This window comes from Lentzea albidocapillata subsp. violacea, assembly GCF_900100275.1.
Classification (GTDB): Bacteria; Actinomycetota; Actinomycetes; order Mycobacteriales; family Pseudonocardiaceae; genus Lentzea; species Lentzea violacea.
The window spans coordinates 49,562-72,874 of sequence record NZ_FNET01000021.1 but is presented as its reverse complement, the minus strand read 5'-3'; the positions used below and the strand labels follow the sequence as shown (position 1 = coordinate 72,874).

Genomic DNA, 23,313 nt, shown 5'->3' with positions numbered 1-23,313 from the left:
CCTGCAGGCCGTGGTCGTTGACGTTGGGCGTCTCGACCGACAGTACAACCCGGCCGTCGTTGCGGATGTTGCGCACCTTCTGGTGCTGCGCCAGGTGACCGGAGACGATCTCGTCGTCCAGCCCAGCCAGACGATGGTGACCTGCGGGGAACCGTCCTGGCCGAGCGTCAGGAGGTGGCCGAGTGCCTTGGACTCCAGCACCGGCCTGGCGGATTCGGGGAGCGCGTCGGCGACGCTACGCCGGTTCGCGAGCGCTCACGCGAACAGTTCGAGCGCGTTCTGGTGGCGGTCGCACCGGCCGCCGCCGGTGGCGATGGAGCACGGCGTGCCCTTCTTCGTGGTGGCACCGCACTGCAACGCCGGGTCGTGGATGTGACACAGGCCGTTCGAGCCCGCCGTGATCGGGCAGGGCGTGCCCTTCTTCGTGGGCGCGCCGCACGGTTCGCCGCTCAGTTCGCGCGGCTGCTTGGGCTTCGCGGCCTTCTTCGGCTTCGCCTGGGGCTGCTTGACTTCACGCCCCGTCACTTCTTCGACACCGCGCACGGCGAGACGGTCGGCGCGCTCGTTCTCCGGGTGACCCGAGTGGCCCTTGACCCAGTGCCACTCGACCTCGTGCCGGTCGGCGGCTTCCTCCAGGCGGCGCCACAGGTCGGAGTTCTTGACCGGCTCACGGGCCTTCGTGAGCCAGCCGTTCGACTTCCAGCCGTGCACCCACGACGTGATGCCGTTCCGGACATAGGTGCTGTCCGTGTACAGGTTCACGGTGGACGGGCGGGTGAGGCTCTCCAACGCCATGATGGGGGCCATCAGTTCCATGCGGTTGTTCGTCGTCGGGCCGATGTCACCGCCGTACATGTCCTTCTCGTGCGCGCCGTAACGCAGCACGGCACCCCAGCCACCCGGTCCGGGATTGGGACTGCACGCACCGTCGGTGTAGATCTCGACCTCCATGCGGCATGAGGCTACCGACGCGGTCCGACACCCTTGCGCTGACGGTTGTTCGCGATGATGTGGCGGAACATCTCGACGAGCGCCGGAGCGTTGATCGGCTGGTCGCGGTACACGGAGATCATGCGCGCGGTCTTGTTGCCGTGGCCGCTCGTGATGATGTTGTGCGGGTCCGGCACGATCGCCTTGTCGTAGAGCATCACATTCACGTGGTCCTTGGTGCCGAGCAACGCACACACGTTGCCGTCCAGCACGAAGTAGGGCCGGTTCGTGAACTTGATCGTCTCCTCGACGTCCGGGTCGGCCTCGTGCACGAGCCTGCGCACCTCGCGGCAGATGTCCTGCTGCCAGTCCGGCAGCCCGGCGATGTAGTCGTCAACACGTGTGTCCATAGCCCTGTGTCGCAGCCTCTCGCCGTTTCTCGACATCGTGCCGTGGGCGGTCTAGTGCGGCAGCCAGCTCGCCATGTCCGCCATGGCGTCCAGCGTCTCACGGCTCACCTGCCCGGACGCGGACTCGGTCTCGGCGATCACGACCTTGCTGCCGTCCGTCCGGGACGCGTAGTTCAGCCCGGAGAAGCGGATGTTCGCCAAGCCGAGCAACGGGGTGGCGAGCGGGCTGACGTCTCCCGTGCCGTGCACGTCGATCAGTTTCTTGAACTCTCCCGCGTCGCGCCGGTTCCGGAAGCCGACCCACGCCACGGACACCACCGCGACGTTGCCCCGGTCGTCGCCGACGGCGAAGAGCGTCCGATCGAGCGACCGGCACGGGTTGCGGGTGAAGTGCTCCCGCACCTGACCGAAAGAATGCGACACGCACTCCAGCGCGGGTGCGGCCGTGCGCTTGAGCGTCCGCATGTTCAGCTGACGCCACGCGCCGTCCGCGTCGCTGTTGCGGGCGGCCTTCCTGCCCTCAGACTTGGCCCTGGTGAGGTTGACCCCGGCCGAGTCGACGGTGGTCGTGGACGCGCCGCCACTGAGCGACAGTCCGCCGCCCGCCGTGAGCGACACCGCTAGCACCCCGGCCGCCACCACCGCGCCGGCCTTGCCTGCTCCCGGATCCGATCCGCCTCCGGCACCGCCGATTCTTCGCGTCATCCGTGGCCTCCTTCGGGGTGACGAGGACACCGCATGGGCCGTGATCAGCGAGGTGAATTGGGACCAAAGCACTCGATCGGGTGAATCTGTAGAACGGCACGGGCGGCGGCGACCAGGTCCGCTTCCCGGCCGTGCCGCGCCACGGCCTGCAGCCCGACCGGCAGGCCGCACGAGTCGAACCCGGCCGGGATGCTGATCGCCGGGTGTCCGCTGAGGTTGAACGCCCACGTCAGCGCCGTGTTGATGCGCAGACCCGGGCCGTCGTGCCCGTGCGGCGGGCCGGGGGTGGTCGGCGTGAGCAGCAGGTCCGTGGTCTCGAACAACGAGTCCAGCACCGGATTCGGGCCGCAGCGGTCCGCGAACCAGTCGGAGGCGGGGTCCTTGAGTGACAGCGAGACGGGGCGCGGGCGCAGGACGGCGGCCGCCTGCCAGGCGATCGACGCCTGTTCGTCGTCGACCGCGGCGAAGCCCAGGTCTGTGGACCAGACGGCGGAGGGCGAGCTGACCTCGGTGATGCCGAGGTAGGTCGCGAGCAGGGACGGGTCGCGGGTGAAGACGCCGACCGCCGCACGTTCGGACGAGGTCGTCTTCAGGCCGAGGACGCCGCACCACGCGGCAGGGACGCGGATCGAGCCCGCGCCGTCCACGCCGGTGGCCAGCGGCACGATGCCGGACGCCACCGCGACGGCCGAACCCGCGGACGAACCGCCCGGTGTGCGGTTCAGGTTCCATGGGTTGCGGGTGAGACCGCGAGAGTTGCGGCCCCACGTCTGCCACGGGGTGCTGCCATCGGGCGTGGTGGTCAGGCCGATCGGCACGCAACCCATGGCCACCAACGCTTCCCGGTGGCTTCGGCGTTCGCCTCGCTTCACCGCGATGGGCATGCCCGCGAACGGCAGCGAAGGGTCGACCTCAAGAGAGGGTGTGCGGAAGACCTCGTGGAACGCACACAGCGTGGGTTCCACCGACGCCAGCCGTGCCATCGCCTCGGCCACGCGGTCAGGCATGATCCACCTCGTGAAATGGACTCGCGCTGTGCACCACCTGGCCGAACTCGCCGAGAAGTGCGGCGAGCTGCCGGCCTCGTTCTTCCGCTTCCAGGTGGTCGAGGTGTGGGTGTTCGGCGAGCTGCTCGACGTCCCCCGGGATGTCGACGCCATCGAGGTCGCGCTGGTGACGGACCTGCCGGTCGAGGAGGTGCCGTGGATGAGCGAACCGGTCGGGGCCGAGCACTGGGCGAACTCGACGCGGCTGTCGCGCAACCCGTTCGAGGCGCTGTGGCGGTCGAAGGACGCTCCGGTGTGGAACCACCGCATCGAACGGCCCGCGCTGGTCTGGAGCGCGGCGGACGGCATCAACGAGGAAGCGCTCGTCGCGGTCAGCGACGGCACGGGTGAGCTCGTGCGCCTGGCCGCGCCGTCGGCGGAAGACCTGCGGCAGCGCGTCGAGGACGAGTTCGCGGTGAGCCTGAGGGCGTTGCGGCGCGAGAACCAGGCCTACACCGACCACCGCTGGAGCCCCGGCAAGCTCACGCCGTACTCCGACGCCCTGTGGCGCACGACCACCGGATATCTGGACCTGCTCGACGTGGTCAACTGACGCCGGAACCACCACGTCCGCCGCGCTAGATTGCGCGCCGTGCAGAACAATCGCCGCGAGCTCGCATGGCTCTGGGGCCCGGTGGCGCTGGTGCTCCTCGCTCTTTTCAACGTCAGCGACCACGCCCTGCTGTCGACACACGGCGCGCACTTCGGCGTCAGCAAGTACTCCGTCGCGACGCTGGGCCTCCCGGCGATAGCGGTGATCGCCGGCGTGTGGCTCACGAGGCACTGGCAGTGGCTGCTCGTCCTGGGCAGCGCTGGTGTGCTGGTCGCGTCGGTCGAGTCGCAGGTGCACATCTTCAGTCTGAGGCCGGGCACCTCCGGCATCATCGACGCGCTGGGCGTCGCCGGTGCGGTGCTGATCGTCATCGGCGTGCTGGCCGTCACCCGCGACGCCGCGATGGCCGCGACCGTGGTCGGCGTCCAGGTGCTGGCCACGCTGTTCCGCGGCATGGACTGGCTGGACAGCACGATTCCCCCGACGGCAGTCGTGTTCGCGCTGGCAGGGCTCGGTGTGCTCGGCGCCGTCCTCGCGGTCCACGCCGTGCACACGGACAAGGCGCCACGATCCGAACCCATCAGCCGCCGCGCCGCCATCTCGGGAACCGCGGCGGCACTGTTGCCGCTCGTGCTCCTGGGAGCCGGGATCCTGCTGCAGCAGGAACTGGTGCTGCCGCTGGCACGAGCGGCCGCGGGCGTGGCACTGCTGCTCTGCACCGCCGGCCTCACACTCGCCCTGGGCAGGGGAGCGTTCCTCAGGACCATGACCGCGGGCCTCGTGTTGCTCGCCGTGGCCGCGCCCCTCAACTTCGGGCTCTACTTCTCCGCCAGCCAGTTCGGCACGTACGCACCGGCCGCCGTGGTCGGCCTGGGCGCCGGAATCCTCGCCGCGCAGCTCGGCCGGTCGACCGTGGCCGGTACCGCCGCCTGCGCCGTACTCGCCGCCGTCATGGGGCTGGTCGCCGAGGTCACCGGTTCCTACTCGGACATGACCCACAGCGCGCTCGGCTCGCTGATCGTCGCGCTGGGTGTGCTGGCCGTGACCTCCGCCGTCGCCGCGGCCACCCCCGCACTGGTGGACCTCCGCGCGCTGCCCGTCGCGCTCGGGCCGTTGCTGATCGGCTTCACGCTGGCCTTCCGTCAGCTGGTCCAGCCGTGGCTCGCCTACGAGAAGAGCACGACCCAGTTCCCGGAGCAGTACTACATCTCCGTGTGGGTCGTGCTGCTCGTGCTCGCCGCCTTGGCCCTGGCCGTGGGCCTCTACCAGCCCCGGGAACGCCACTCCGGGAGTGAGGGGCGCTCCTTGCCGAGCGTCGAGTCGTCGCCGTGACCGGGGTAGAACCACGTGTCGTCGGGCAGCACCGCGAACACCCGGTCCTCCACGTCGTTGATCAGCGACGCGAAGTTGTCGGCGGACGTGGTCTTCCCCACACCCCCCGGAAAGAGTGAATCTCCGGTGAAGAGGTGCGGGCGGCCGTCCGGGTCGTCGTAGAGGACCGCGATCGAGCCCGGTGTGTGGCCGCGCAGGTGGATGATCGAAAGCGGGACTTCTCCCACGTTGATGGTGTCGCCGTGGTCCACGAGGACGTCCGGCGGGACGGGGAGGACGGCGGCGTCCAGTTCGTGGGCGACGGTGTTCGAGCCGTGGGCGCCGGCCAGTGCTCCGAGTGCCTGCCAGTGATCGGCGTGCTGGTGCGTCGTCACGATCGTGCGCAGCCGCGGGCGGTCCGGGAGGAAGCCCAGCAGGTCCGACAGGCGCTCGTGGTCGTTCGCCGCGTCGATGAGCAACGCTTCGTTCGTGGACCGGCAAACCAGCAGGTAGGCGTTGTTGTCCATCGGGCCGACGGAGATCTTCGTGATGGTCAGCGCGGCCAGGGTGCGGCGGGCCGCGGGACCCTCTGGATCGACGTGTCCGGTGTAGTTCTCGTGTACGTCCACGGTGGCTGACGGTAGTCGTTCGAAGCGGTGCAGCGCACACCTTCAGGTTGCATACAGGTTGCACTCATAGGGTAAGTAAAGGTCGACTCATAGTCGCCGCTTGCCCCGAAAGCACCAACGAACAGGTCCCCGCCTCTCGTGATTCCAGCGCAACGACAGCAGCCCCGGACTGCCCGCAGGGTCAGCTGGGACGTCCTCCGCGTCGTCGCCATCGGGTGCGTGTTGCTCCACCACGCCACGCTCACGAGCGTCAGCAGCCATCCCGACCTCGGGCCGTTGCCGTTCACCTTCCCGATGTCGATGGGCGCCAGCACGTTGATGGTCGTCTCGGCGTTCTTCGCCTGTGTGTCGCTCGACAGCGGCAAGTCAGGGCGGTTCCTGTGGAGAAGACTCGCCAGACTGCTGCCCGCGTACATGGCGGCGGTGCTGCTCACGTTCGCGGTGCAGAGATGGATCGCGCCGGAGGGGTGGAGCCAGCTCGACGGCAGAGACGTCGTCTACAACCTGTTGCTGATCAACCAGTGGATGCCGGACGTTGACATCGTCGACTTCGCCTACTGGACCGTGCCGGTGCAGCTCACCGCGTTCGTCGCCGGTGCCGTGCTCGTGAAGTTCCTGAGAGGTACCCCGCTCCGGGGCTTCCTGTGGGCACTCGTCGTCACGCCGTTGCTGATGAGGCCGTTGCTGGACCACTCGCACGCGTTGTTCGTGGTCTACAACGGTCTCGCGCTGCACAGGGCGCAGTTGTTCGCGGCCGGAATCGCGATCTGGCTCTGGCACAAGGACAGGCTCAGGACGCCGCACCTCGCCGCGCTCCTGACGGCCACGCTGGTCGCGCAGGCGATTCACACGACCGAGTACGGGTCGACGCTCGGCTTCGCCGTGTTGCTACTCATGGTGTGTGCGGCGGCCGCCGGCCCCGACTGGGTGTTCTTCACGCCCATCGCGCGGCCCGTGACGTGGCTCGCGGGCATCTCGTACGGGGTCTACCTCGTGCACCAGCAGATCGGCACCGTGGTGATGGACCGCATGCACGCCGTTGGGCTGCGGTCCTGGTGGCTCCTCGCCGGCTTCGTCACCTCGGCGCTGGTGCTCGGCTGGGCGATGACGAAGTTCGTCGAACGCCCCGCCTACAGGCTGCTCACTCAGATCCAGTCGGGCAGGTCCGGCAGCTCTCCGCGCAGGCCGGAGCCGTCGGTCCGGCCTGTCAGCCATCCCAGGACGGCGCTCGCCGACCCGCTGACGGAGTTGCGGCTCACCGGACCGCTGACGGTCCAGCTGCGCTGACTGCCGTCGGGCAGGGTCACCTCGATGCCGAACGGGTCGACCCTGCCCTCGAACTGCTTCACCGCGTCGTCGAGGAACTCCTCGACGAAATCGGCGGGCAGGTCGGCGAACCCGACGCCCGCGTCCAGGTCGATGAGGTGGATCCAGATCTCGCGCAGGCGGAACAACGGCACCGTGGACGCCGGGATCGACTGGCCCTTGGGCGCGGTGACCTCCGAACGCCACGCGTGCGCCGGGAACTCCCGGCACGCGACGTCGAACCGCTGGCAGGCGGAGTCCAGGTCGGCCTTGAGTACCTGCAGAAGCCGGCGGGCACCCTCTTCGATGTCGGCGTCGCGATCCGTGCGCGACGCGTAGGCCTGATGCTCGACCCCGGTCTTCGCCCAGGTGAGCAGGTTCACCAGCGCGTCGGCGTTGCGCGCGAGGTGGGTGATGACGTGTCCGCGGGTCCAGCCGGGCAGCAGGCTCTGGCCGCGCACCGCGGCCTCGTCCAGCTCCTCGACGACCTCGTACAGCACGTCCGTCGCCTCCCGCACGGCGGTGATGTGCCGGTCGGGCACCCCTCGCGGTGCAGGTACGGACGTGTGCTGCGTGGACGGCGTGTAGGTCATGTGCTGCCTCTCCCCGACGTTGAGGCTCGTGATCGAAGCGTCCAGCCTATGCGTAATGCCAGCTCAGGGGAATGAGATAGCCACCAGAACCGTTTTTGTCAGGGGTGCGCCCTAGCATGGTCGGCGGGTCGGTCGCAGCCTCCAATCCGATGCTAGTACTCTTCGAACGCTTGTTCGGGAGAGGGTGGCGTGAGTGACCCGCCAATCGCAGCCGAAGGGACCCCAGTGGCAGACCGTCTTGTTGTTCGCGGCGCCCGCGAGCACAACCTGCGCGGCGTGGATATCGACCTGCCGCGGGACAGCCTGATCGTCTTCACGGGGCTGTCCGGCTCCGGCAAGTCGAGCCTGGCTTTCGACACGATCTTCGCCGAGGGGCAGCGCCGTTACGTCGAGTCGCTCTCGGCCTACGCACGCCAGTTCCTCGGGCAGATGGACAAACCCGACGTCGACTTCATCGAGGGCCTCTCGCCCGCGGTCTCGATCGACCAGAAGTCCACGAGCCGCAACCCGCGCTCGACCGTGGGCACGATCACCGAGGTCTACGACTACCTGCGCCTGCTCTACGCCCGCGCCGGCAAGCCGCACTGCCCGCAGTGCGGCGAGGCGATCGGCAAGCAGACGCCGCAGGAGATCGTCGACCAGGTGCTCGCGATGGAGCAGGGCACCAAGTTCCAGGTGCTCGCGCCGGTCATCCGCGGCCGCAAGGGCGAGTACCTCGACCTGTTCCAGAACCTGCAGACGCAGGGCTACTCGCGCGCGAAGGTCGACGGTGCCGTCTACGCGCTCGCCGACGTGCCCAAGCTCAAGAAGCAGGAGAAGCACCACATCGCGGTCGTCATCGACCGTCTGAGCGTCAAGTCCTCGTCCAAGCAGCGCCTCACCGACTCGGTGGAGACGGCGCTGCGGCTCGCGGACGGCCTGGTCGAACTCGAGTTCGTCGACCTCCCGGAGACGGACCCGAAGCGGATCAGGGGCTTCTCGGAGAACCTGGCGTGCCCCAACGGCCACCCACTCGCGATCGAGGACCTGGAGCCGCGGTCGTTCTCCTTCAACTCGCCGTACGGCGCGTGCGTGGTCTGCACGGGCATCGGCGTGCGCAAGGAGGTCGACCCGGAGCTCGTGGTCACGGACGACGAGCTGAGCCTCGAAGAGGGTGCGATCGCGCCGTGGGCCGGCGGGCAGACGGCGGAGTACTTCACCCGGCTGCTGCAGTCGCTCGGCGAGACCATCGGCTACCGGATGGACACGCAGTGGCGGCACCTGCCGGCCAAGGCGCAGAAGGCGATCCTGCACGGCATCGACGAGCAGGTGCACGTCCGCTACAAGAACCGCTACGGCCGTGAGCGCTCCTACTACGCCAACTACGAGGGCGTCATCCCGTTCCTCGAACGGCGCCAGGAGCAGACCGAGTCCGACTACATGCGGGAGAAGTACGAGGGCTACATGCGCGAGGTCCCGTGCCCCGCGTGTGCCGGTACCCGCCTCAAGCCCGAGATCCTCGCGGTCACGCTGCACCACGGCAAAAAGGGCGACAGGTCGATCGCCGAGGTCTGCGCGATGAGCGTCTCGGAGTGCTCCGACTTCCTCGACGGCCTCAAGCTCGGCAAGCGCGAGTCGATGATCGCGGGCGCGGTGCTCAAGGAGATCCAGGCCCGCCTGCACTTCCTGCTCGACGTCGGCCTCGACTACCTCTCGCTCGACCGCGCGTCCGGCACCCTGTCCGGTGGCGAGGCGCAGCGCATCCGGCTCGCCACGCAGATCGGCTCCGGCCTGGTCGGTGTGCTGTACGTGCTGGACGAGCCGTCGATCGGCCTGCACCAGCGCGACAACCACCGGCTGATCGAGACGCTGACGAGGCTGCGCAACCTCGGCAACACGCTGATCGTGGTCGAGCACGACGAGGACACGATCCGCGCGTCGGACTGGGTGGTCGACATCGGCCCCGGTGCCGGCGAGCACGGCGGCAAGGTCGTGCACAGCGGCCCGTACAAGAAGCTGCTCACGAACAAGGAGTCGATCACCGGCGCCTACCTGTCGGGCCGCAAGTCGATCCCGATGCCCGCGAAGCGCCGCAAGATCGACAAGAAGCGGCAGCTCACCGTCGTCGGCGCGCGCGAGCACAACCTGCGCGGCATCGACGTGTCGTTCCCGCTCGGCACGCTCACCGCGGTCACCGGCGTGTCCGGTTCCGGCAAGTCGACGCTGGTCAACGACATCCTGGCCACGGTGCTCGCGAACAAGCTCAACGGCGCGCGCCAGGTGCCCGGCAGGCACACCCGGATCAACGGCCTGAACGAGGTCGACAAGCTGGTGCGCGTCGACCAGTCGCCGATCGGCCGCACTCCGCGGTCGAACCCGGCCACCTACACCGGCGTGTTCGACCACGTCCGCAAGCTGTTCGCGGCGACCACGGAGGCCAAGGTCCGCGGTTACCAGCCAGGCCGCTTCTCGTTCAACGTCAAGGGCGGCCGCTGCGAGGCGTGCGCGGGCGACGGCACGATCAAGATCGAGATGAACTTCCTCCCGGACGTCTATGTGCCCTGTGAGGTCTGCAAGGGTGCGCGGTACAACCGCGAGACGCTGGAAGTGCACTACAAGGGCAAGACGATCTCCGAGGTCCTCGACATGCCGATCGAGGAGGCGGCCGCGTTCTTCGAGCCGATCAACGCCATCTACCGCCACCTGCGCACGCTGGTGGAGGTGGGTCTCGGCTATGTGCGGCTGGGCCAGCCGGCGCCGACGCTGTCCGGTGGTGAGGCGCAGCGCGTGAAGCTCGCGTCGGAGCTGCAGAAGCGTTCGACCGGCAAGACGGTGTACATCCTCGACGAGCCCACGACGGGCCTGCACTTCGAGGACATCCGCAAGCTGCTGGGCGTGATCAACGGCCTGGTGGACAAGGGGAACAGCGTCATCGTCATCGAGCACAACCTCGACGTCATCAAGACGTCCGACTGGATCGTCGACATGGGTCCCGAAGGGGGCTCCGGCGGCGGTATGGTCGTAGCAGAGGGCACGCCCGAGCAGGTCTCGCAGGTCGAGAAGAGCTACACGGGGCAGTTCTTGCTGCAGGTGCTCGAAAATGAGGAGGTGTCAGCAGCAGGGTGATGATCCCACTCGATGCGCTGGCCCACCGCGAGCGCGCCCTTCAGGCGTCGCGCGGCGAGCCCACGGCGTACCCCTTCAGCCTCGTTGAGGTGCTCGACTCGTCGGAGCAGGCACTCCGCCGCGTCGCGGCTGTCGGTTGGTTGCGGGCCCTGGAACGGCTTCCTCATCTAGTCGACAAGTGAACTCGTGCGGCCTAGTGAGACAGTGGAGTCTCACTAGAGCCGTAGTACAGCCGGTGAGGAATTCCCGGTCCGCTGTGAGATGTGCCCAGGAGCTGTCACCCGGACGAGGTATCCGGGATGATGGTGGCCGTGTCACTGAACCGCTATCGCTTCCGCAGCGTGTGGCACGTCGACGCGTCCCCCGCTGATGTGTACGAGGTGCTGTCCGACATCGCGAACTACCCGCTGTGGTGGCGCGAGGTCCGGAGAGCCACGAAGATCGACGACGAGACCGGCGAGCTCAGGTGCCGGTCGTTCCTGCCGTTCGACCTGGTCGTGCAGGTCAGGCACAGCATTCGCAACCAGCAGGCCGGTCTCCTGCGCGCCACGTTGTCCGGTGATCTCGAAGGCTATGCGAGCTGGGAGATCATCGGCCGTGACGGCGGTACCGATCTCCTGTTCGACCAGGAGGTCGTGGTCAACAAGGCGTTGTTGCGGCGCCTGGTGCTCATCGCGAAGCCGTTCTTCCGCGGCAACCACGACGTGATGATGCGCGGCGGCTTCAAGGGCCTGAAGGCCGCGCTTGAGGAGAAGGCCGCCAGCCGCGAGTCCTAACGCTGGTAGTCGCCCAGCTGCACGACCATGTTGTCGGTCGTCCGCACGCATTTCAGCGGTATCTGGAAGTGGGCGAGATCGCCCTCGTAGGGCCACGAACACGACCACTCGCCTGAGGTCCAGAACAGCCCTTGACCCTCCGCCTGCCCGCTCTGGGTCGCCGCCCGGTAGCGGTCCGCGATGTCGATGGCCGCCGTGCACCCGACGCCGTTGAGGTCCGTGACCTTCTGGGCGCCGTCACGGCAGACGACGGCTTCGAACTCGCATGTCGCGCCCCACGCCGTCCACACCTCCGCCGGAATGGAGAGGCAGGGCAGCACTGTGCCGGAACGCAGGTACCGCCAAGCCTGGTCCTTGTACTCGAAGAGCACGGCGAGATCGTCGAACCGGGCCGGGGTCGTGTTCGCCGTGGAGAGGACATACCGGTCCTGCTGGCATCTGATGTCGAAGTAGCGCACGTCGGGCCCCAGCGGATGTGCGGCCGCGAGCACCTCCGGGGTCGCCTCGTCGCACGGGGCCCTGAGCCGCCCGGCGACCAGACCGGAGGGGACCGAGATCTCCTTCATCGTGGTGACGAGCTCATCGGGCAGTGCGGGGAGCGGTGGTTGCCGGGAGTTCGCCGCGGCCGCGATGGTGTTGAGGTCCTTGGTCTGCTCGGGTGTGAGCCGATGCCCGACGAACCGGAACTCGATCGTCACACGGGCCCGCGCGGCCCGTTCACCGACGGTCGCGCGGACCTCGTCGAGGCTCTTGCCGCACATGTCCAAGCCGCCGTGCGCGAACAGGACGATGCGGTTCGTCTCGTTGCCGTGCAAGGGGCGGAAGCCCGCGAAGTCGTCGATCGCCGCGAGAAGGCCGTTCAGCACCGTCGGCCTGCCGCTCGGGGTGATCGCCCGGGCCGCGGCGCCGATCTCACCCGCCTGTCCGGTGCCCGGTGCGACCAGCTCGGACGTCGCCGGGGAGTCGCACGAGCCGCCGAACTTGCGCAACGCCAGCGCGTCACCGGTCGCCATGTTCGCCGCGGCGGTCCCTACCGCGTCCGCGACCTCGCGGAAGTCCGGGGAGTCGGACGCGTCGACGAGGAACGTCGTGCGATGGCCGGGGGTGAGGAAGAGCCAGAGTCCACCGGTCACCAGGCCCAGCACCAGCAGCACCACGGCTCCCGCCGCGACCCGGCGCCTCACCGCCTGCCTCCCGGGCCAAGCGCGCGCAGGTCCGTCAGAGCCTTCGTCATGGTCCCGGCCTCGGCGTTGTACGCGTCGGCGGCTCTGGAGTAGCCGGCCAGCGGGTCCGTCAGGTCCTCTCCGGACCGCGCCGACCCGATCAACGTCCCGGCCGCGGCGACCACCTCCGTCTGCAAGGTGCGCAGCCGGACAGCCTTGTCCCGCAACCGGACCGCGTCGGCCGAGGACCCGATGCGGCTGTCGAGGTCCTCGATCTCCAGGTCGACGACGGCGTCGCGGGCGTCGGTCAGGGCGGCGTCGGCGACGTCGAACCGGCCGTTCCTGATCGCGGTGGTGGCCGTGTTGAGCTTCTCGACGGCGGGGTTGAGGACGTTGACGACCGACTGCGACGATCGCAACACCGGCTCCACGTTCGCGAACCAGTCCAGATGGCGGCGCAGCTCGTCCGGTGAGGTCGCGAAGGCCGGTTCCTGCGTTTGCAACGACGCCGCCAGGTCGGTGAGGCCGCGAGTGTCCTCGACCTGGTAGCCGACGAACCGGAACTCGATCTTCAGTCCCGCCGTGGCCACCCGATCGCGGATCTGCGCCCGGACGAACGCGCTGTCGGTGTCGCAGGCGTCCTCGCCGTGCCGGGTGACGACGATGATCCTGTTGACCTGCTTGGCCTTCAGCGCCAAAGGGGTGGTGAAGTCGCCGACCGCCTCGAGGATGCCGCGCTGCAGCGTGGCTTTCGCGCCCTGCCGCACTGATCGCGCGGCCTCGGCGATCTCCTCCTGGTTGCCGGTGCCGAATCCGACGAGCCGGGTGGTGTTGTCCTCCGCGCCGCACTCGCCGCCGAAACTGCGCAGCGACTGGGAGTCCCGCTCACCCGAGTTGCCGGCGACGGCGGTCAGCGCCTCGACGACGCTCGGCAGGTCGCCCCCGGCCGCGTCGATCAGGAACGCCGTCTTGTACAGCGGCGCGAACAGCAGGCGGTATCCCACGATCCCGCCGGAGACCAGCACGACCACCAGGGCGACGGCCAGCGTCAGCCACAGGCCGCGGCGCCGGGGCTTCAGCCCGGCCTGCGTCTTCTGGATCGCGGACGACAGCTTGTCCGCCGCGCTGACGGGGAGCGCCATGTCGTCCATCTCCGCAAGGTAGCGAAGTTCGGGGACGAATGAAGTCAGGTTCGCGCAGACAGGTGCCGCACCAGCATCGCCAGCTGCTCCGCGTACTTCGCGGCGAACTCGGGCGTGGTGGGGTCCTCGCCGGTGATCTGGCCCGCGCTCTGCCGCAGCGTCAACGGCGCTGAGGCCGCCGCCATCAGTGCCAGCAGCAGGAACGCGGGGTCCAGGCCCGCGGGGAGTTCGCCGGCGGCCTGACGGGCTCGCATCTCCTCCACCTGGCCCTGGAAGAACTCCTCGTCGGTCGGTGGGCTGTCGCCTGCCAGGTTCGCCCACGCCCACATGCGGCCGTGGTCGCTGAGCGTGGTCATGACGAACCCCGCCACCACCTCGTCCAGCGCCTGGTGCTGGCTCGCGAGTTCGGCGGCGGACGAGTGCCAGCTCGTGGCGAGCTCCTTGTAGATGCCTTCCTTGCCGCCGAAGTAGTACGAGATCAGCTGCTTGTTCACGCCCGCCCGTGCCGCGATGTCCGTCGTGCGCGTGGCCGCGTATCCCTTCGCGCCGAACTCCGCCGCGGCCGCCTCCAGGAGCAGGGCCCGCGTGCGTTCCGGGTCGCGCTTGCGTTCCGAGGCGCTGGGAGAGCGGCGTTGATCCACGGCGACACGGTATCCGACCGGTCGTTATCAACCAATGGGTTGACTTAATCAACCATACGGTTGAAACTTGCCGGCATGAGGATCGCAGTGATCGGTGGGGGAATCGGCGGGCTGTGCCTGGCGCACGGGTTGCGCAGGGCCGGCGTGGACGTGGCGGTGTACGAGCGCGACCTCTCGCGCACGGATCGCCTGCAGGGGTACCGGGTGCACATCAATCCGCACGGTGCCGCTGCCTTGAAGGAGTGCTTACCCGCGGCGAACTGGGAGCGGTTCGAACGGAGCGCGGGGACGGACGGCAACGGGTTCGGGTTCCTGACCGAGCAGCTCAAGCCGCTGCTGGTGCTCGATCCGGACGAGGAGAAGCACTACTCGGCCAGCCGGATCACGCTCCGGCAGGTGCTGCTCGACGGGCTGGACGTCCGGTTCGGCAGGCGGTTCGAGCGCTACGAGCAAGGCGACGACGTCAAGCTGTACTTCGAGGACGGCACGGCCGAGTCCTGCGACGTGCTGGTCGGAGCGGACGGCATCCGGTCACGGGTGCGCGCGCAGTACCTGCCGCACGCGGGCACGGAGAAGATCGGCGTCACGGCGATCGCGGGGAAGCTGTTCCTCGACGACAACGACTGGGTGCCGCGGGAGTTGGTCGACAGGGCCAACACGATCATCCCGACATCGCGGGCCGGCATGTTCCTGGCCGCGCACGACGGGCTCGGCGTGACCGACGACGACGGTCTGTTGTTCGACAACGTCCGTCCGTACCTGATGTGGGCCTACGCGGCCATGGACCTGACCGTCCACGATGGACAGGACCTGCAACGCGAGGTGCTCGCCAGGATCGCGCGGTGGAGCCCCGAGCTGACCAGGATCGTCGCGGCCTCGCCCGCCGAGACGATCAGCGAGTGGCGCATCCGGTCGTCCAGGCCGATCGAACGCTGGCAGCCGACGAACGTCACGTTGCTCGGCGACGCCGTCCACGCGATGACGCCGATGAGGGGCATCGGGGCGAACATCGCGCTCAGGGACGCACAACTGCTCGCGCGGTGCATCGCCGAAGGTGGTGACGCCATCGCCAGGTACGAGAAGGAGATGTACGACTACGGCTTCGCGGCCGTGCGTGACTCGCTCAAGGCCGCGCGGCAGTTCGCCGACGGTGGCCCGGTCGCGCGGACGATCTTCAGGACCGTGCTCAGGACCGCGAGCGCCGTGCCCGCGTTGAAGCGCGCGATGTTCTGAAATCAGTTTGAACCGTTCTGGCTCGCTCTGCGTGTGATGGGCGTCGGAGGCACTAGCCAGGAGGTTCAGGATGATCCGCAGGAGTGTTGCGGTCGTCGCGCTGGGGTTGATCTCGCTGACCGCCTGCGCGGTGACGCCGGAGAGCAGGCCGGTGGCACAGCAGCGACAAGAGGGCGCGGTGGCGTTGAAGACCGCGGAGATCGTTGACCTCGGCTCGGTTGTCACCGACGACAAGGGTTTCACCCTCTACCGGTTCGACGGCGACAAGCCGGGAGAGTCCACTTGCGCCGGTGCGTGTGCCGCGACCTGGCCTCCCGCCACGGTTCCCGGTGAGAACTTCTCGGTGAACGGCGTCGACCAGAGCCTGGTCGGTTCCCTCGTCCGCGGGGACGGCAGCCGCCAGATCACCGTCGGCGGCATGCCGCAGTACCGGTTCGCCAAGGACACCAAGCCTGGTGAGACCAAGGGGCAAGGCTTGCAGGGCAAGTGGTTCGCCACCGGCACGGACGGCGCCCGCACCCAGCTCGCGGCACGAACGGGTGTCGTCGCGGGGCTTGGTGCCGTGCTGACCAACAACGCGGGCCTCACGCTCTACCGGTTCGACGGCGACAGGCCCGGTGAGTCCACTTGCGACGGTGGCTGTGCGGAGAACTGGCCGCCGGTCGTCGTGGAGGGCGACACGCCGCGGGTGAAGGGCGTCGACCCGAAGCTGCTCGGCACGGTCACCCGCGCGGACGGCAAGAAGCAGCTCACCGTCGCGAACTGGCCGCAGTACACGTTCAAGAACGACAGCAAGCCCGGTGAGGCCAAGGGCGTCACGGTGCCGAAGTGGTTCGCCACCGCCGCCGACGGCAGGAAAGCCCAGCAGAACAAGGCGATCGCGCTGACCAGTGCGACCGTGGGGGATCTCGGAGTCGTCGCCACCGACAAGGACGGCATGACGCTCTACCGGTTCGACGACGACACCGCGGAACCGCCGGTGAGCAACTGCTCCGGCGACTGCGCGGTGCAGTGGCCGCCCGCCTTCGTCAGCGAGGGTTTCCAGGTGCAGGGCGTGGACGCCTCGCTCGTGGGGACGATCGAGCGGGACGGGAGGAAACAGCTCACCATCGCGGGGTGGCCGCAGTACCTGTTCGCAGGGGACAAGGTCTGCGGTGAGGCCAACGGGCAGGGCGTTGGCGGGAAGTGGTGGGCCACCAAGGTCGACGGAAGTCGCGCCGGCCGGTAAGGGGAAGGCCTCGGCGGGAAACACTCCGCCGAGGCCTTCTTCCTACTTGAGGCGCAACAGAAGTGCCTGCTCCGGTTCGAGCACCGGCAACTGGACGCCGACCTCCGACAGCACGGAACCGGGTAGTTCCACGGACTTCCAGTCCGCGGGCAGCCGCTGGATCAGCTTGGGCCGCCCGGCCGGAGCGTCGAACGACAGCCGGTACGTCCGCGCGGGGTCGAGGCCCGGCAGCCGCACCCGGCGCGGTTTGTTCTGCACCGAGGTCGCGAGCTGCACGTACCCGAACAGGGCCTCGGACCGGTCGCCGGCAACGATTCCGTGCACCCAGGCCGAGGGGTCCGGGTGGTCGGAGTGCACGGTGACACCGTTGTGCACCAACGATCGTACGTCCTTGTAGTACTCGATCGCGGCCTGCAGCCCGGTCCGTTCCTCGTCGGTGGCCGAGTTGATGTCCCACTCGATCCCGAAGTGCCCGAACATCGCCGTGACCACGCGGAACGACAGGTCGTGCACGCGCCCGGTCGTGTGCGACTTCGTGGGGCCGACGTGCGCGCCCATCAGTTCCGGCGGCAGGAACACGCCGGTCCACCGCTGGATCAGCTGGCGTTCCAGGGCGTCGTTGCAGTCCGACGTCCACACCCGGTCGGTGCGCGAGAGCACGCCGAGGTCGATCCGTCCGCCGCCGGAGGAGCAGCTTTCGATCTCCACGTGCGGGTGCCGGAGTCGCAGTTCGTCGAGCAGCCGGTAGAACGCGGCCGTCTGGTCGTGCACGCGCGAGCCGATCAGGTCGCGGTTGTGGTCCCACTTCACGAACGCGATGTCGTTGTCCGACAACACGGACGAGACGCGGTCGAGGATGTACGCGTACGCCTCGGGGTGCGCGATGTTCAGCACCTGCTGGTTGCGCGACGGCGGCGGCAGCACGCCGGGACGTGGTCCGAGCACCCAATCCGGGTGGGCGCGGTAGAGGTCGGAGTCGGTGTTGATCATCTCGGGCTCGAACCACAGCCCGAACTCCATGCCGAGCGCGCGGACGTGCTTGATCAACGGCGTCAGCCCGTCCGGCCACACCGTCTCGTCGACGTACCAGTCACCGAGGCCGGCGGAGTCGTCCCGGCGGTGCCGGAACCAGCCGTCGTCCAGCACGAACCGCTCGACGCCGATGGCGGCCGCGGTGTCGGCCAGCGAGCTCAGCCGCGCGAGGTCGTGGTCGAAGTAGACGGCCTCCCACGTGTTCAGCACGACCGGGCGTGGCCGCAGTGAACGCTCCCGCAACTGCCGGTGGAACGCGGCGCTGATGCCGTCGATGCCGGTGGACGAGTAGGCCGCGTAGAGCCACGGCGACTCGTACTCCTCGCCCGCCGCCAGCGTGATCTCGCCCGGCAGCAGCAGTTCGCCGCCACCCAGGACGGGCGAGCCGTCGACCAGGTTCTCCGCGTACGTCACGTGGTTGCCGCTCCACGCCACGTGCAGCGCCCACACCTCGCCGTCGCGGAACGAGAACCCCGGCGTGCCGGCCAGCAACCCGATGGTCGCGTCGTGCCCGGTACGGCCGCGCCGGCTCTCCCGCACCCACGACCCGTACTGCAGCGCCTGCCGCTGCGGCGCGCGTTCGCGGCTCCAGCGTCCGGTGAAGTCGAGCAGTTCGGTGGCCTGAGAGGGAATGGGGAGCGCGGTTTCCAGGCCCTCCAGCGCATACGGCGTCTCGCCGTCGTTGCGGACGACGTGCCGCAGCCGGAGCATGCCGGACGGCAACAGTTCCACGCTGCCGGTCACGGTCAGCCCGGCGGCCTCGTCCGACGCGACGTAACGGAAGATCGAGCCGTTCTCGCCGGAGAACGACGTCACCGTCAGCGCGGGCGCGAAGTGCTCGCCGCCGCGATGGCCACGCAGTCCGGGACGGCCGACGTACCCGGCCCCGGCCTCGGGCAGCAGCGCGAGCGGCACCGGCGCGTCCGGCGCGTTGTTCGGGTTGGTCCACGACGCGACGTCGACCAGGCCACGTAGCGCGGCCTGGTCGAGGTCACCGAGCGTTCGCCCCCAGTGCGTCACGACCGGCAGGCTCCCGCCCACGAGGGTGATGACGACGCTGGAGGTGTCGTCGTGCAGGTGCACGACCTCCGTGTTGCTCATGCGGGCCCCGTCCACATCAAACACAAATGAACATTGTGCCGATCCTGAGATGCGGACGGGGTGTTGTCAAGCGTTGGGGAATGTTGAGTTGTGTCCGATTACACGACCAGGCTGAGCAATGCGGCGACCACGAAACCGACCACCGAGAGGATGGTCTCGAGGACCGTCCACGTCTGCAGCGTCTCCTTGACCGACAGCCCGAAGTACCGCGACACGATCCAGAACCCGCCGTCGTTGACGTGCGAGGCGATGATCGAACCGGACGCGATGGCCATGACGACCAGCGCGAGTTGCGGCTGCGAGTAGTTCAGGTCCGCCAGCACCGGCGCCACGATGCCCGCGGTCGTCACGATCGCGACCGTCGCCGAACCCTGCGCGATGCGGATGACGCAGCTGATCACGTACGCCAGCGCGATCACCGGCAGGCCGATGCCGGACAGTTCGGTCGCCAGCGTCTTGCCGATGCCCGTGGCGGCCAGCACGGCGCCGAAGAAGCCACCGGCACCGACGACGAGCAGGATCATCGCGACCGGCTTCAGTGAGGCGGCGGACATCTCCGCGACCTTCTCCCGCGTCATGCCGCGCCGGAAACCCAGCAGCCAGAACGCGAGCAGCACCGAGATCGTCAACGCCACCGCGGGCGTGCCGAAGAACGTCGCCACCGAGTACACCTGCGTGCCCTTGGTCAGCAGGATCGAGCCGAACGTGCCGGCGAGGATCAGCACCAGCGGCAGGCCGATGATCGAGAGCACCAGGCCGAGCGACGGCGGTTCGCGATCGCCGTTGTCCTCACGGGCAAGTTCGGCCGCCGCCAGCATCTCCTCCGGCACCGGCACGTTGATGCGCTTGCCGATCCAGTACGAGTACAGGACACCGCCGACGAACCACGACGGCAGTGCCACCGCGACACCCATGATGATGATCCAGCCGAGCGACACGCCCAGGAGACCGGCCGCCGCCACCGGTCCCGGGTGCGGTGGCATGAACGCGTGCATGACCGAAAGGCCTGCCAGCAAAGGCATGCTGAACAGCACGATCGACTTGCCGCTGCGCTTGGCCGCCACGTAGACGAGCGGCGCGAGCACGAAGATGCCGATGTCGAAGAAGACCGGCACACCGAAGATCAGACCGGCGAGACCGATCGCGACCGGCGCCTTCTTCTCGCCGAACGCGTGCATCAGCTTGTCCATCAGGACCTGTGCGCCGCCGGACGCTTCCAGGATCGCGCCCAGCAGCGTACCGAGACCGATGATCGCGGCGATGTGCCCGAGGATCGAGCCGAAGCCCTTCTCCAGTAACGAGTCCGAGGCCTTCTGCGCCGACCCGACCAGGGTCTCCACCGGCACGCCCGCCAAGAGGGCGACCAGCAGTGCGACGACGATCAGCGCGATGAACGGCTCTACCTTGAACTTGATGATCAGTAGCAGCAGCACCGCGATGCTGACTACCGCGAGGGTGAGCAAGCCCCCTGTTGAGTGTTGCAACCAGTCGATCACGGGCGGCTCCTGAGTGAATGGCCTGGCAATGAGCCGGTGGCGGTTCCGTCGTCGATCACCGTCACCCCGTTGCAGAACACGTACGGGATGCCGGCGGCCTGCTGTCTCGGCTCGTCGAACGTCGCCGTGTCGGCGATCGTCGCGGGGTCGAACAGCACCAGGTCGGCCGCGTAGCCCTCGCGGACCAGACCCCGGTCGGTGAGCCGCAAACGCTTGGCGGCGCGGCCGGTGAGGTGCTCGACGCACTCCTCCAGGCTCAGCACGCCCAGTTCGCGGACGTAGCGCGCGAAGTACCGGGGGAACGTGCCCCAGGCGCGCGGATGTGGCCGGTCGCCGACCAGCAGCCCGTCGCTGCCGCCGGTGTGCGCCGGATGCTTCATGATCGCCTGCACGTTCTCCTCGTGACCCACGTGCATGAGGCACGAGGTACCCATCCGCTCGTCGATCAACACGTCGAAGTACAGGTCGGCCGGTGCGCGTCCGAGTCGCAGCGCGGAGGCGTGGACGCTGGCGCCGACGAGGTGCGCGTTGCGGTCGTTGCGGACGCCGTTGATCTCGATGGAGTCCCAGTCGACCGGCACGCCGTGGCAGCCGTCCGACCCGGTCTCCTCGATCTCGGCCCGGATGCGCTCGCGGATGTCCACATCGGACAACCTCGCCAGCGCCCTCTCCGGCCCGCCTTCCGTGGCCCACGACGGCAGCAGCGCGCTCAGGTACGTCGCGCCCGGCAGGTACGGGTAGGTGTCGAGCGAGATGTCCGCGCCGTTCGCCATGGCGTCGTCCAGCAATGCCAGCAGTTCCGGCGCTTTGCCCTTGTTGACTGGGAAGTTCATCGTCGCGTGCGCGAGATGCAGCGCGCAGCCCGAGCGCTTCGAGACGTCCACCATCTCGGCGTAGGCGTCCAACGCGCCGGCGCCGTAGCTGCGGTGGTGCGGGCTGTAGAAGCCGTTGTGCCGCCCGACGACCTGGCAGAGCTGAACGAGCTCGGACGTGTCCGCGTACATGCCCGGCGTGTAGGTGAGCCCGGACGACATGCCCATCGCACCCTCGGTGAGCGACTGCGCGAGAACCGACCTCATGGTGTCCATTTCGGACTCGGTCGGCCGCCGGTCGTCCCAGCCGACGACCAGCATCCGCAGCGTTCCCTGCGGCACCAGGTACGCGGCGTTCACCGCGATGCCGCGGTCGAGCCGGTCGAGGTACTCCCCGACCGAGCGCCAGTTCCAGTCGAAGCCCGGCGGGTCGTCGTTCCACCCGGCGAGCTGGCCGCGCAACGTCGCGAGCACCTCGTCGTTCACCGGCGCGTAGGACAGGCCGTCCTGGCCCAGCACCTCGGTCGTGACGCCCTGCGAGACCTTCGCGAGGTGGCCGGGCTCGGCGAGGACCCGCAGGTCCGAGTGCGAGTGCATGTCGATGAACCCCGGCGCGAGCACCAGCCCGTCCGCGTCGATCGACCTCGTGGCGCTCACCCCGTTCCCGATGGACGAGATGACGCCGTCCTTGATCCCCACATCCGCCTGGTAGGCGGGTGCGCCCGTGCCGTCGGCGATCAGTGGTCCACGCAGGACGACGTCGTCCATCGGTGCACTCCTTCTAGAAGTAGGTGCGGATCAGGTCGACCACGGTCGTGCCCTGCACGACCGGGATCAGCTGCCACTTGTCGAACACGGTGCAGGGGTGCGACAGACCGAGCCCGATCCAGTCGCCGACACGGACCGTGGCCTCTGCGCCGAGCTGGAGGAACGCGTGCTGGTCGTTCAGCGCGGTGATCCTCGCCCCCGCCAGCGGAGCGATCGCGCCGTCGCCGCGGCGGACGAGCTGTGGTTCCGGCAGACCCTCGTCGAACGACGCGTCGCGCTTGCCGATCGTCAGCAACGCCAGGTCGCGCTGCGGCCGTGACGTCACCTGGGCCCATGCGCGGAGGGCGCTCTTGAACGGCTGCACACCCTCGATCCGCGCGAACGGCGAGATGCCGCGGTAGAAGCCGTCGTCGTGCGTGATGTACGCGCCGCTGCGCAGCACCGGGGTCACCGGCATCGGCCACGGCTGCGACAGCGTCGCCGCCACCTGGTCGAAGTACGCGCTGCCGCCCGCGGTGACGATCACCGTGTCCAGCTCGTCGAGCAGCCCGGCGTCGGCCAGGCGCAGCACGAGCGTGCGCAGGTCGGTCAGGTAGCGGTCCACAATGGACTGGGACGACTCGGACGCGTCGTGCGCGAGCGCGCCCTCGTAGCCACCGGCGCCCACCAGCCGCAGCACCGGGCTCTGGGCCACCGCCCGCGCGACGGCCAGCGCCGTCTCCAGGTCACGCGCACCCGTCCGGCCGCCGGGGGCACCGAGCTCGACCAGCACGTCGACCGGCCGTGACGGCTGGAGCTCCTGCAACGTCTCGCTCATCAGCGCGACCCCGGCCTCGGAGTCGGCCCAGCAGCTGAACTCGAAGCCCGGGTCCCGGTCGAGCTCGCGGACCAGCCAGCGCAACGCCGCGGGGTCGAGCAGCTGGTTCGCCAGCAGGATCCGGTTCACCCCGAACGCCCGGTAGACCCGCAGCTGCGACGCGGTGGCCGCGGTGAGTCCCCAGGCACCGTGCTCGGCCTGCCGCTGGAACAGCTGCGGCGCCATCGTCGTCTTGCCGTGCGGTGCCAGCTTGACGCCGTGGTTGTCGCACCACTTCGCCATCGTTGTCAGGTTGTGTGCCAGCGCGTCCGCGTCCAGCACGACGAGCGGCCCGACGAACTCGTCGCCGAACAGGTCGAGGCGCTGGCCGGCGACCTCGCCGATGGTCGAGCCGAACGTGCTCGACGGCAGGCCCTTGAAGCGCCAGCTGACCTGTTCCGACCTGATGTCCGCGACGGCCGCTAGGTCCATCTCCATCAGATGTTGCATATTTTGCAACTCCCATTGCGCGATGTGA

19 protein-coding genes and 2 pseudogenes are annotated in these 23,313 nt (G+C 68.7%); 8 read left to right on the top strand and 13 right to left on the bottom strand.

Features of this window, described 5'->3' with window-relative positions; all coding sequences use genetic code 11:
* Positions 1-507: 507 nt before the first annotated feature.
* The 4 genes and pseudogenes from rnhA to BLR21_RS44465 all read right to left on the bottom strand — a co-directional run.
* Positions 508-951 (bottom strand): annotated as a pseudogene (gene rnhA, locus BLR21_RS33235) (ribonuclease HI); the annotation flags it as partial.
* A gap of 11 nt (positions 952-962) precedes the next feature.
* Entirely contained in the window at positions 963-1,340 is a 378-nt protein-coding gene (locus tag BLR21_RS33230) for a DUF1801 domain-containing protein (protein ID WP_030476779.1), read from the bottom strand.
* Between the two features lie 51 nt (positions 1,341-1,391).
* Positions 1,392-2,045: a hypothetical protein gene (locus BLR21_RS44135; RefSeq protein ID WP_256335099.1), complete on the bottom strand. Its 654-nt coding sequence runs from the start codon at positions 2,043-2,045 to the stop codon at positions 1,392-1,394.
* A gap of 44 nt (positions 2,046-2,089) precedes the next feature.
* Positions 2,090-3,052 (bottom strand): amidase family protein, encoded by a 963-nt coding sequence (locus BLR21_RS44465; RefSeq protein WP_090012376.1) that lies wholly within the window; start codon positions 3,050-3,052, stop codon positions 2,090-2,092.
* A gap of 10 nt (positions 3,053-3,062) precedes the next feature.
* On the opposite strand from BLR21_RS44465, the gene BLR21_RS33215 reads away from it, so the two are divergent.
* Together BLR21_RS33215 and BLR21_RS33210 are read left to right on the top strand one after the other, a co-directional pair.
* On the top strand, positions 3,063-3,644 hold the full coding sequence (locus BLR21_RS33215) for a DUF7711 family protein (protein WP_143027996.1): 582 nt from the start codon (positions 3,063-3,065) through the stop codon (positions 3,642-3,644).
* 39 nt (positions 3,645-3,683) lie between these two features.
* Positions 3,684-4,976: a hypothetical protein gene (locus BLR21_RS33210; RefSeq protein ID WP_143027995.1), complete on the top strand. Its 1,293-nt coding sequence runs from the start codon at positions 3,684-3,686 to the stop codon at positions 4,974-4,976.
* Here the strand turns inward: BLR21_RS33210 and BLR21_RS33205 are convergent.
* Positions 4,907-5,584 carry an MBL fold metallo-hydrolase gene (locus BLR21_RS33205; RefSeq protein WP_090012367.1) on the bottom strand — a complete coding sequence of 226 codons (678 nt, stop codon included), beginning with the start codon at positions 5,582-5,584 and terminating at the stop codon, positions 4,907-4,909. The genes BLR21_RS33210 and BLR21_RS33205 overlap by 70 nt on opposite strands.
* 138 nt (positions 5,585-5,722) lie before the next feature.
* Here BLR21_RS33205 and BLR21_RS33200 point away from each other — a divergent pair.
* Positions 5,723-6,682: pseudogene (locus BLR21_RS33200) on the top strand (acyltransferase family protein); the annotation flags it as partial.
* Between the two features lie 47 nt (positions 6,683-6,729).
* Here BLR21_RS33200 and BLR21_RS33195 read toward each other — a convergent pair.
* Complete coding sequence (locus tag BLR21_RS33195) at positions 6,730-7,482, bottom strand: maleylpyruvate isomerase family mycothiol-dependent enzyme (RefSeq protein WP_090012365.1); 753 nt, start codon at positions 7,480-7,482, stop codon at positions 6,730-6,732.
* A 225-nt stretch (positions 7,483-7,707) separates the two neighbouring features.
* Here BLR21_RS33195 and uvrA point away from each other — a divergent pair, with 225 nt between their 5' ends.
* The 3 genes from uvrA (at position 7,708) to BLR21_RS33180 (ending at position 11,363) form a co-directional block, all read left to right on the top strand.
* Positions 7,708-10,587, top strand: a complete 2,880-nt coding sequence (uvrA, locus tag BLR21_RS33190) for an excinuclease ABC subunit UvrA (RefSeq protein WP_090012363.1) — start codon at positions 7,708-7,710, stop codon at positions 10,585-10,587.
* Complete coding sequence (locus BLR21_RS33185; protein WP_143027994.1) at positions 10,587-10,769, top strand: hypothetical protein; 183 nt, start codon at positions 10,587-10,589, stop codon at positions 10,767-10,769. The genes uvrA and BLR21_RS33185 overlap by 1 nt, the downstream gene beginning before the upstream one ends.
* Before the next feature lie 129 nt (positions 10,770-10,898).
* Complete coding sequence (locus tag BLR21_RS33180; RefSeq protein WP_090012506.1) at positions 10,899-11,363, top strand: SRPBCC family protein; 465 nt, start codon at positions 10,899-10,901, stop codon at positions 11,361-11,363.
* Here BLR21_RS33180 and BLR21_RS42860 read toward each other — a convergent pair.
* The 3 genes from BLR21_RS42860 to BLR21_RS33165 are packed head-to-tail and all read right to left on the bottom strand — an operon-like array spanning position 11,360 to position 14,309.
* Complete coding sequence (locus tag BLR21_RS42860) at positions 11,360-12,547, bottom strand: hypothetical protein (RefSeq protein ID WP_176929911.1); 1,188 nt, start codon at positions 12,545-12,547, stop codon at positions 11,360-11,362. The genes BLR21_RS33180 and BLR21_RS42860 overlap by 4 nt on opposite strands.
* Complete coding sequence (locus BLR21_RS33170; protein WP_090012358.1) at positions 12,544-13,677, bottom strand: hypothetical protein; 1,134 nt, start codon at positions 13,675-13,677, stop codon at positions 12,544-12,546. The genes BLR21_RS42860 and BLR21_RS33170 overlap by 4 nt, the downstream gene beginning before the upstream one ends.
* Before the next feature lie 35 nt (positions 13,678-13,712).
* Complete coding sequence (locus BLR21_RS33165; protein ID WP_090012355.1) at positions 13,713-14,309, bottom strand: TetR/AcrR family transcriptional regulator; 597 nt, start codon at positions 14,307-14,309, stop codon at positions 13,713-13,715.
* Positions 14,310-14,384: 75 nt separating this feature from the next.
* Here BLR21_RS33165 and BLR21_RS33160 point away from each other — a divergent pair, with 75 nt between their 5' ends.
* On the top strand, positions 14,385-15,542 hold the full coding sequence (locus BLR21_RS33160) for an FAD-dependent oxidoreductase (RefSeq protein ID WP_090012353.1): 1,158 nt from the start codon (positions 14,385-14,387) through the stop codon (positions 15,540-15,542).
* Positions 15,543-15,612: 70 nt separating this feature from the next.
* A complete protein-coding gene (locus BLR21_RS33155) occupies positions 15,613-16,770 on the top strand; it encodes a hypothetical protein (RefSeq protein ID WP_090012350.1) in 1,158 nt (385 codons plus the stop codon).
* A gap of 42 nt (positions 16,771-16,812) precedes the next feature.
* On the opposite strand, the gene BLR21_RS33150 is transcribed toward BLR21_RS33155, so the two are convergent.
* From BLR21_RS33150 to BLR21_RS33135, 4 genes are all read right to left on the bottom strand, one after another.
* A complete protein-coding gene (locus tag BLR21_RS33150) occupies positions 16,813-18,903 on the bottom strand; it encodes an alpha-galactosidase (RefSeq protein WP_090012347.1) in 2,091 nt (696 codons plus the stop codon).
* A 98-nt stretch (positions 18,904-19,001) separates the two neighbouring features.
* The gene (locus BLR21_RS33145; RefSeq protein WP_090012345.1) at positions 19,002-20,399 is read right to left on the bottom strand and encodes a GntP family permease; all 1,398 of its coding nucleotides are present in this window, start codon (positions 20,397-20,399) and stop codon (positions 19,002-19,004) included.
* On the bottom strand, positions 20,396-21,979 hold the full coding sequence (locus BLR21_RS33140) for an N-acyl-D-amino-acid deacylase family protein (protein ID WP_090012343.1): 1,584 nt from the start codon (positions 21,977-21,979) through the stop codon (positions 20,396-20,398). The genes BLR21_RS33145 and BLR21_RS33140 overlap by 4 nt, the downstream gene beginning before the upstream one ends.
* 13 nt (positions 21,980-21,992) lie before the next feature.
* The gene (locus tag BLR21_RS33135; protein ID WP_090012341.1) at positions 21,993-23,273 is read right to left on the bottom strand and encodes an amino acid deaminase; all 1,281 of its coding nucleotides are present in this window, start codon (positions 23,271-23,273) and stop codon (positions 21,993-21,995) included.
* Positions 23,274-23,313 lie beyond the last annotated feature (40 nt).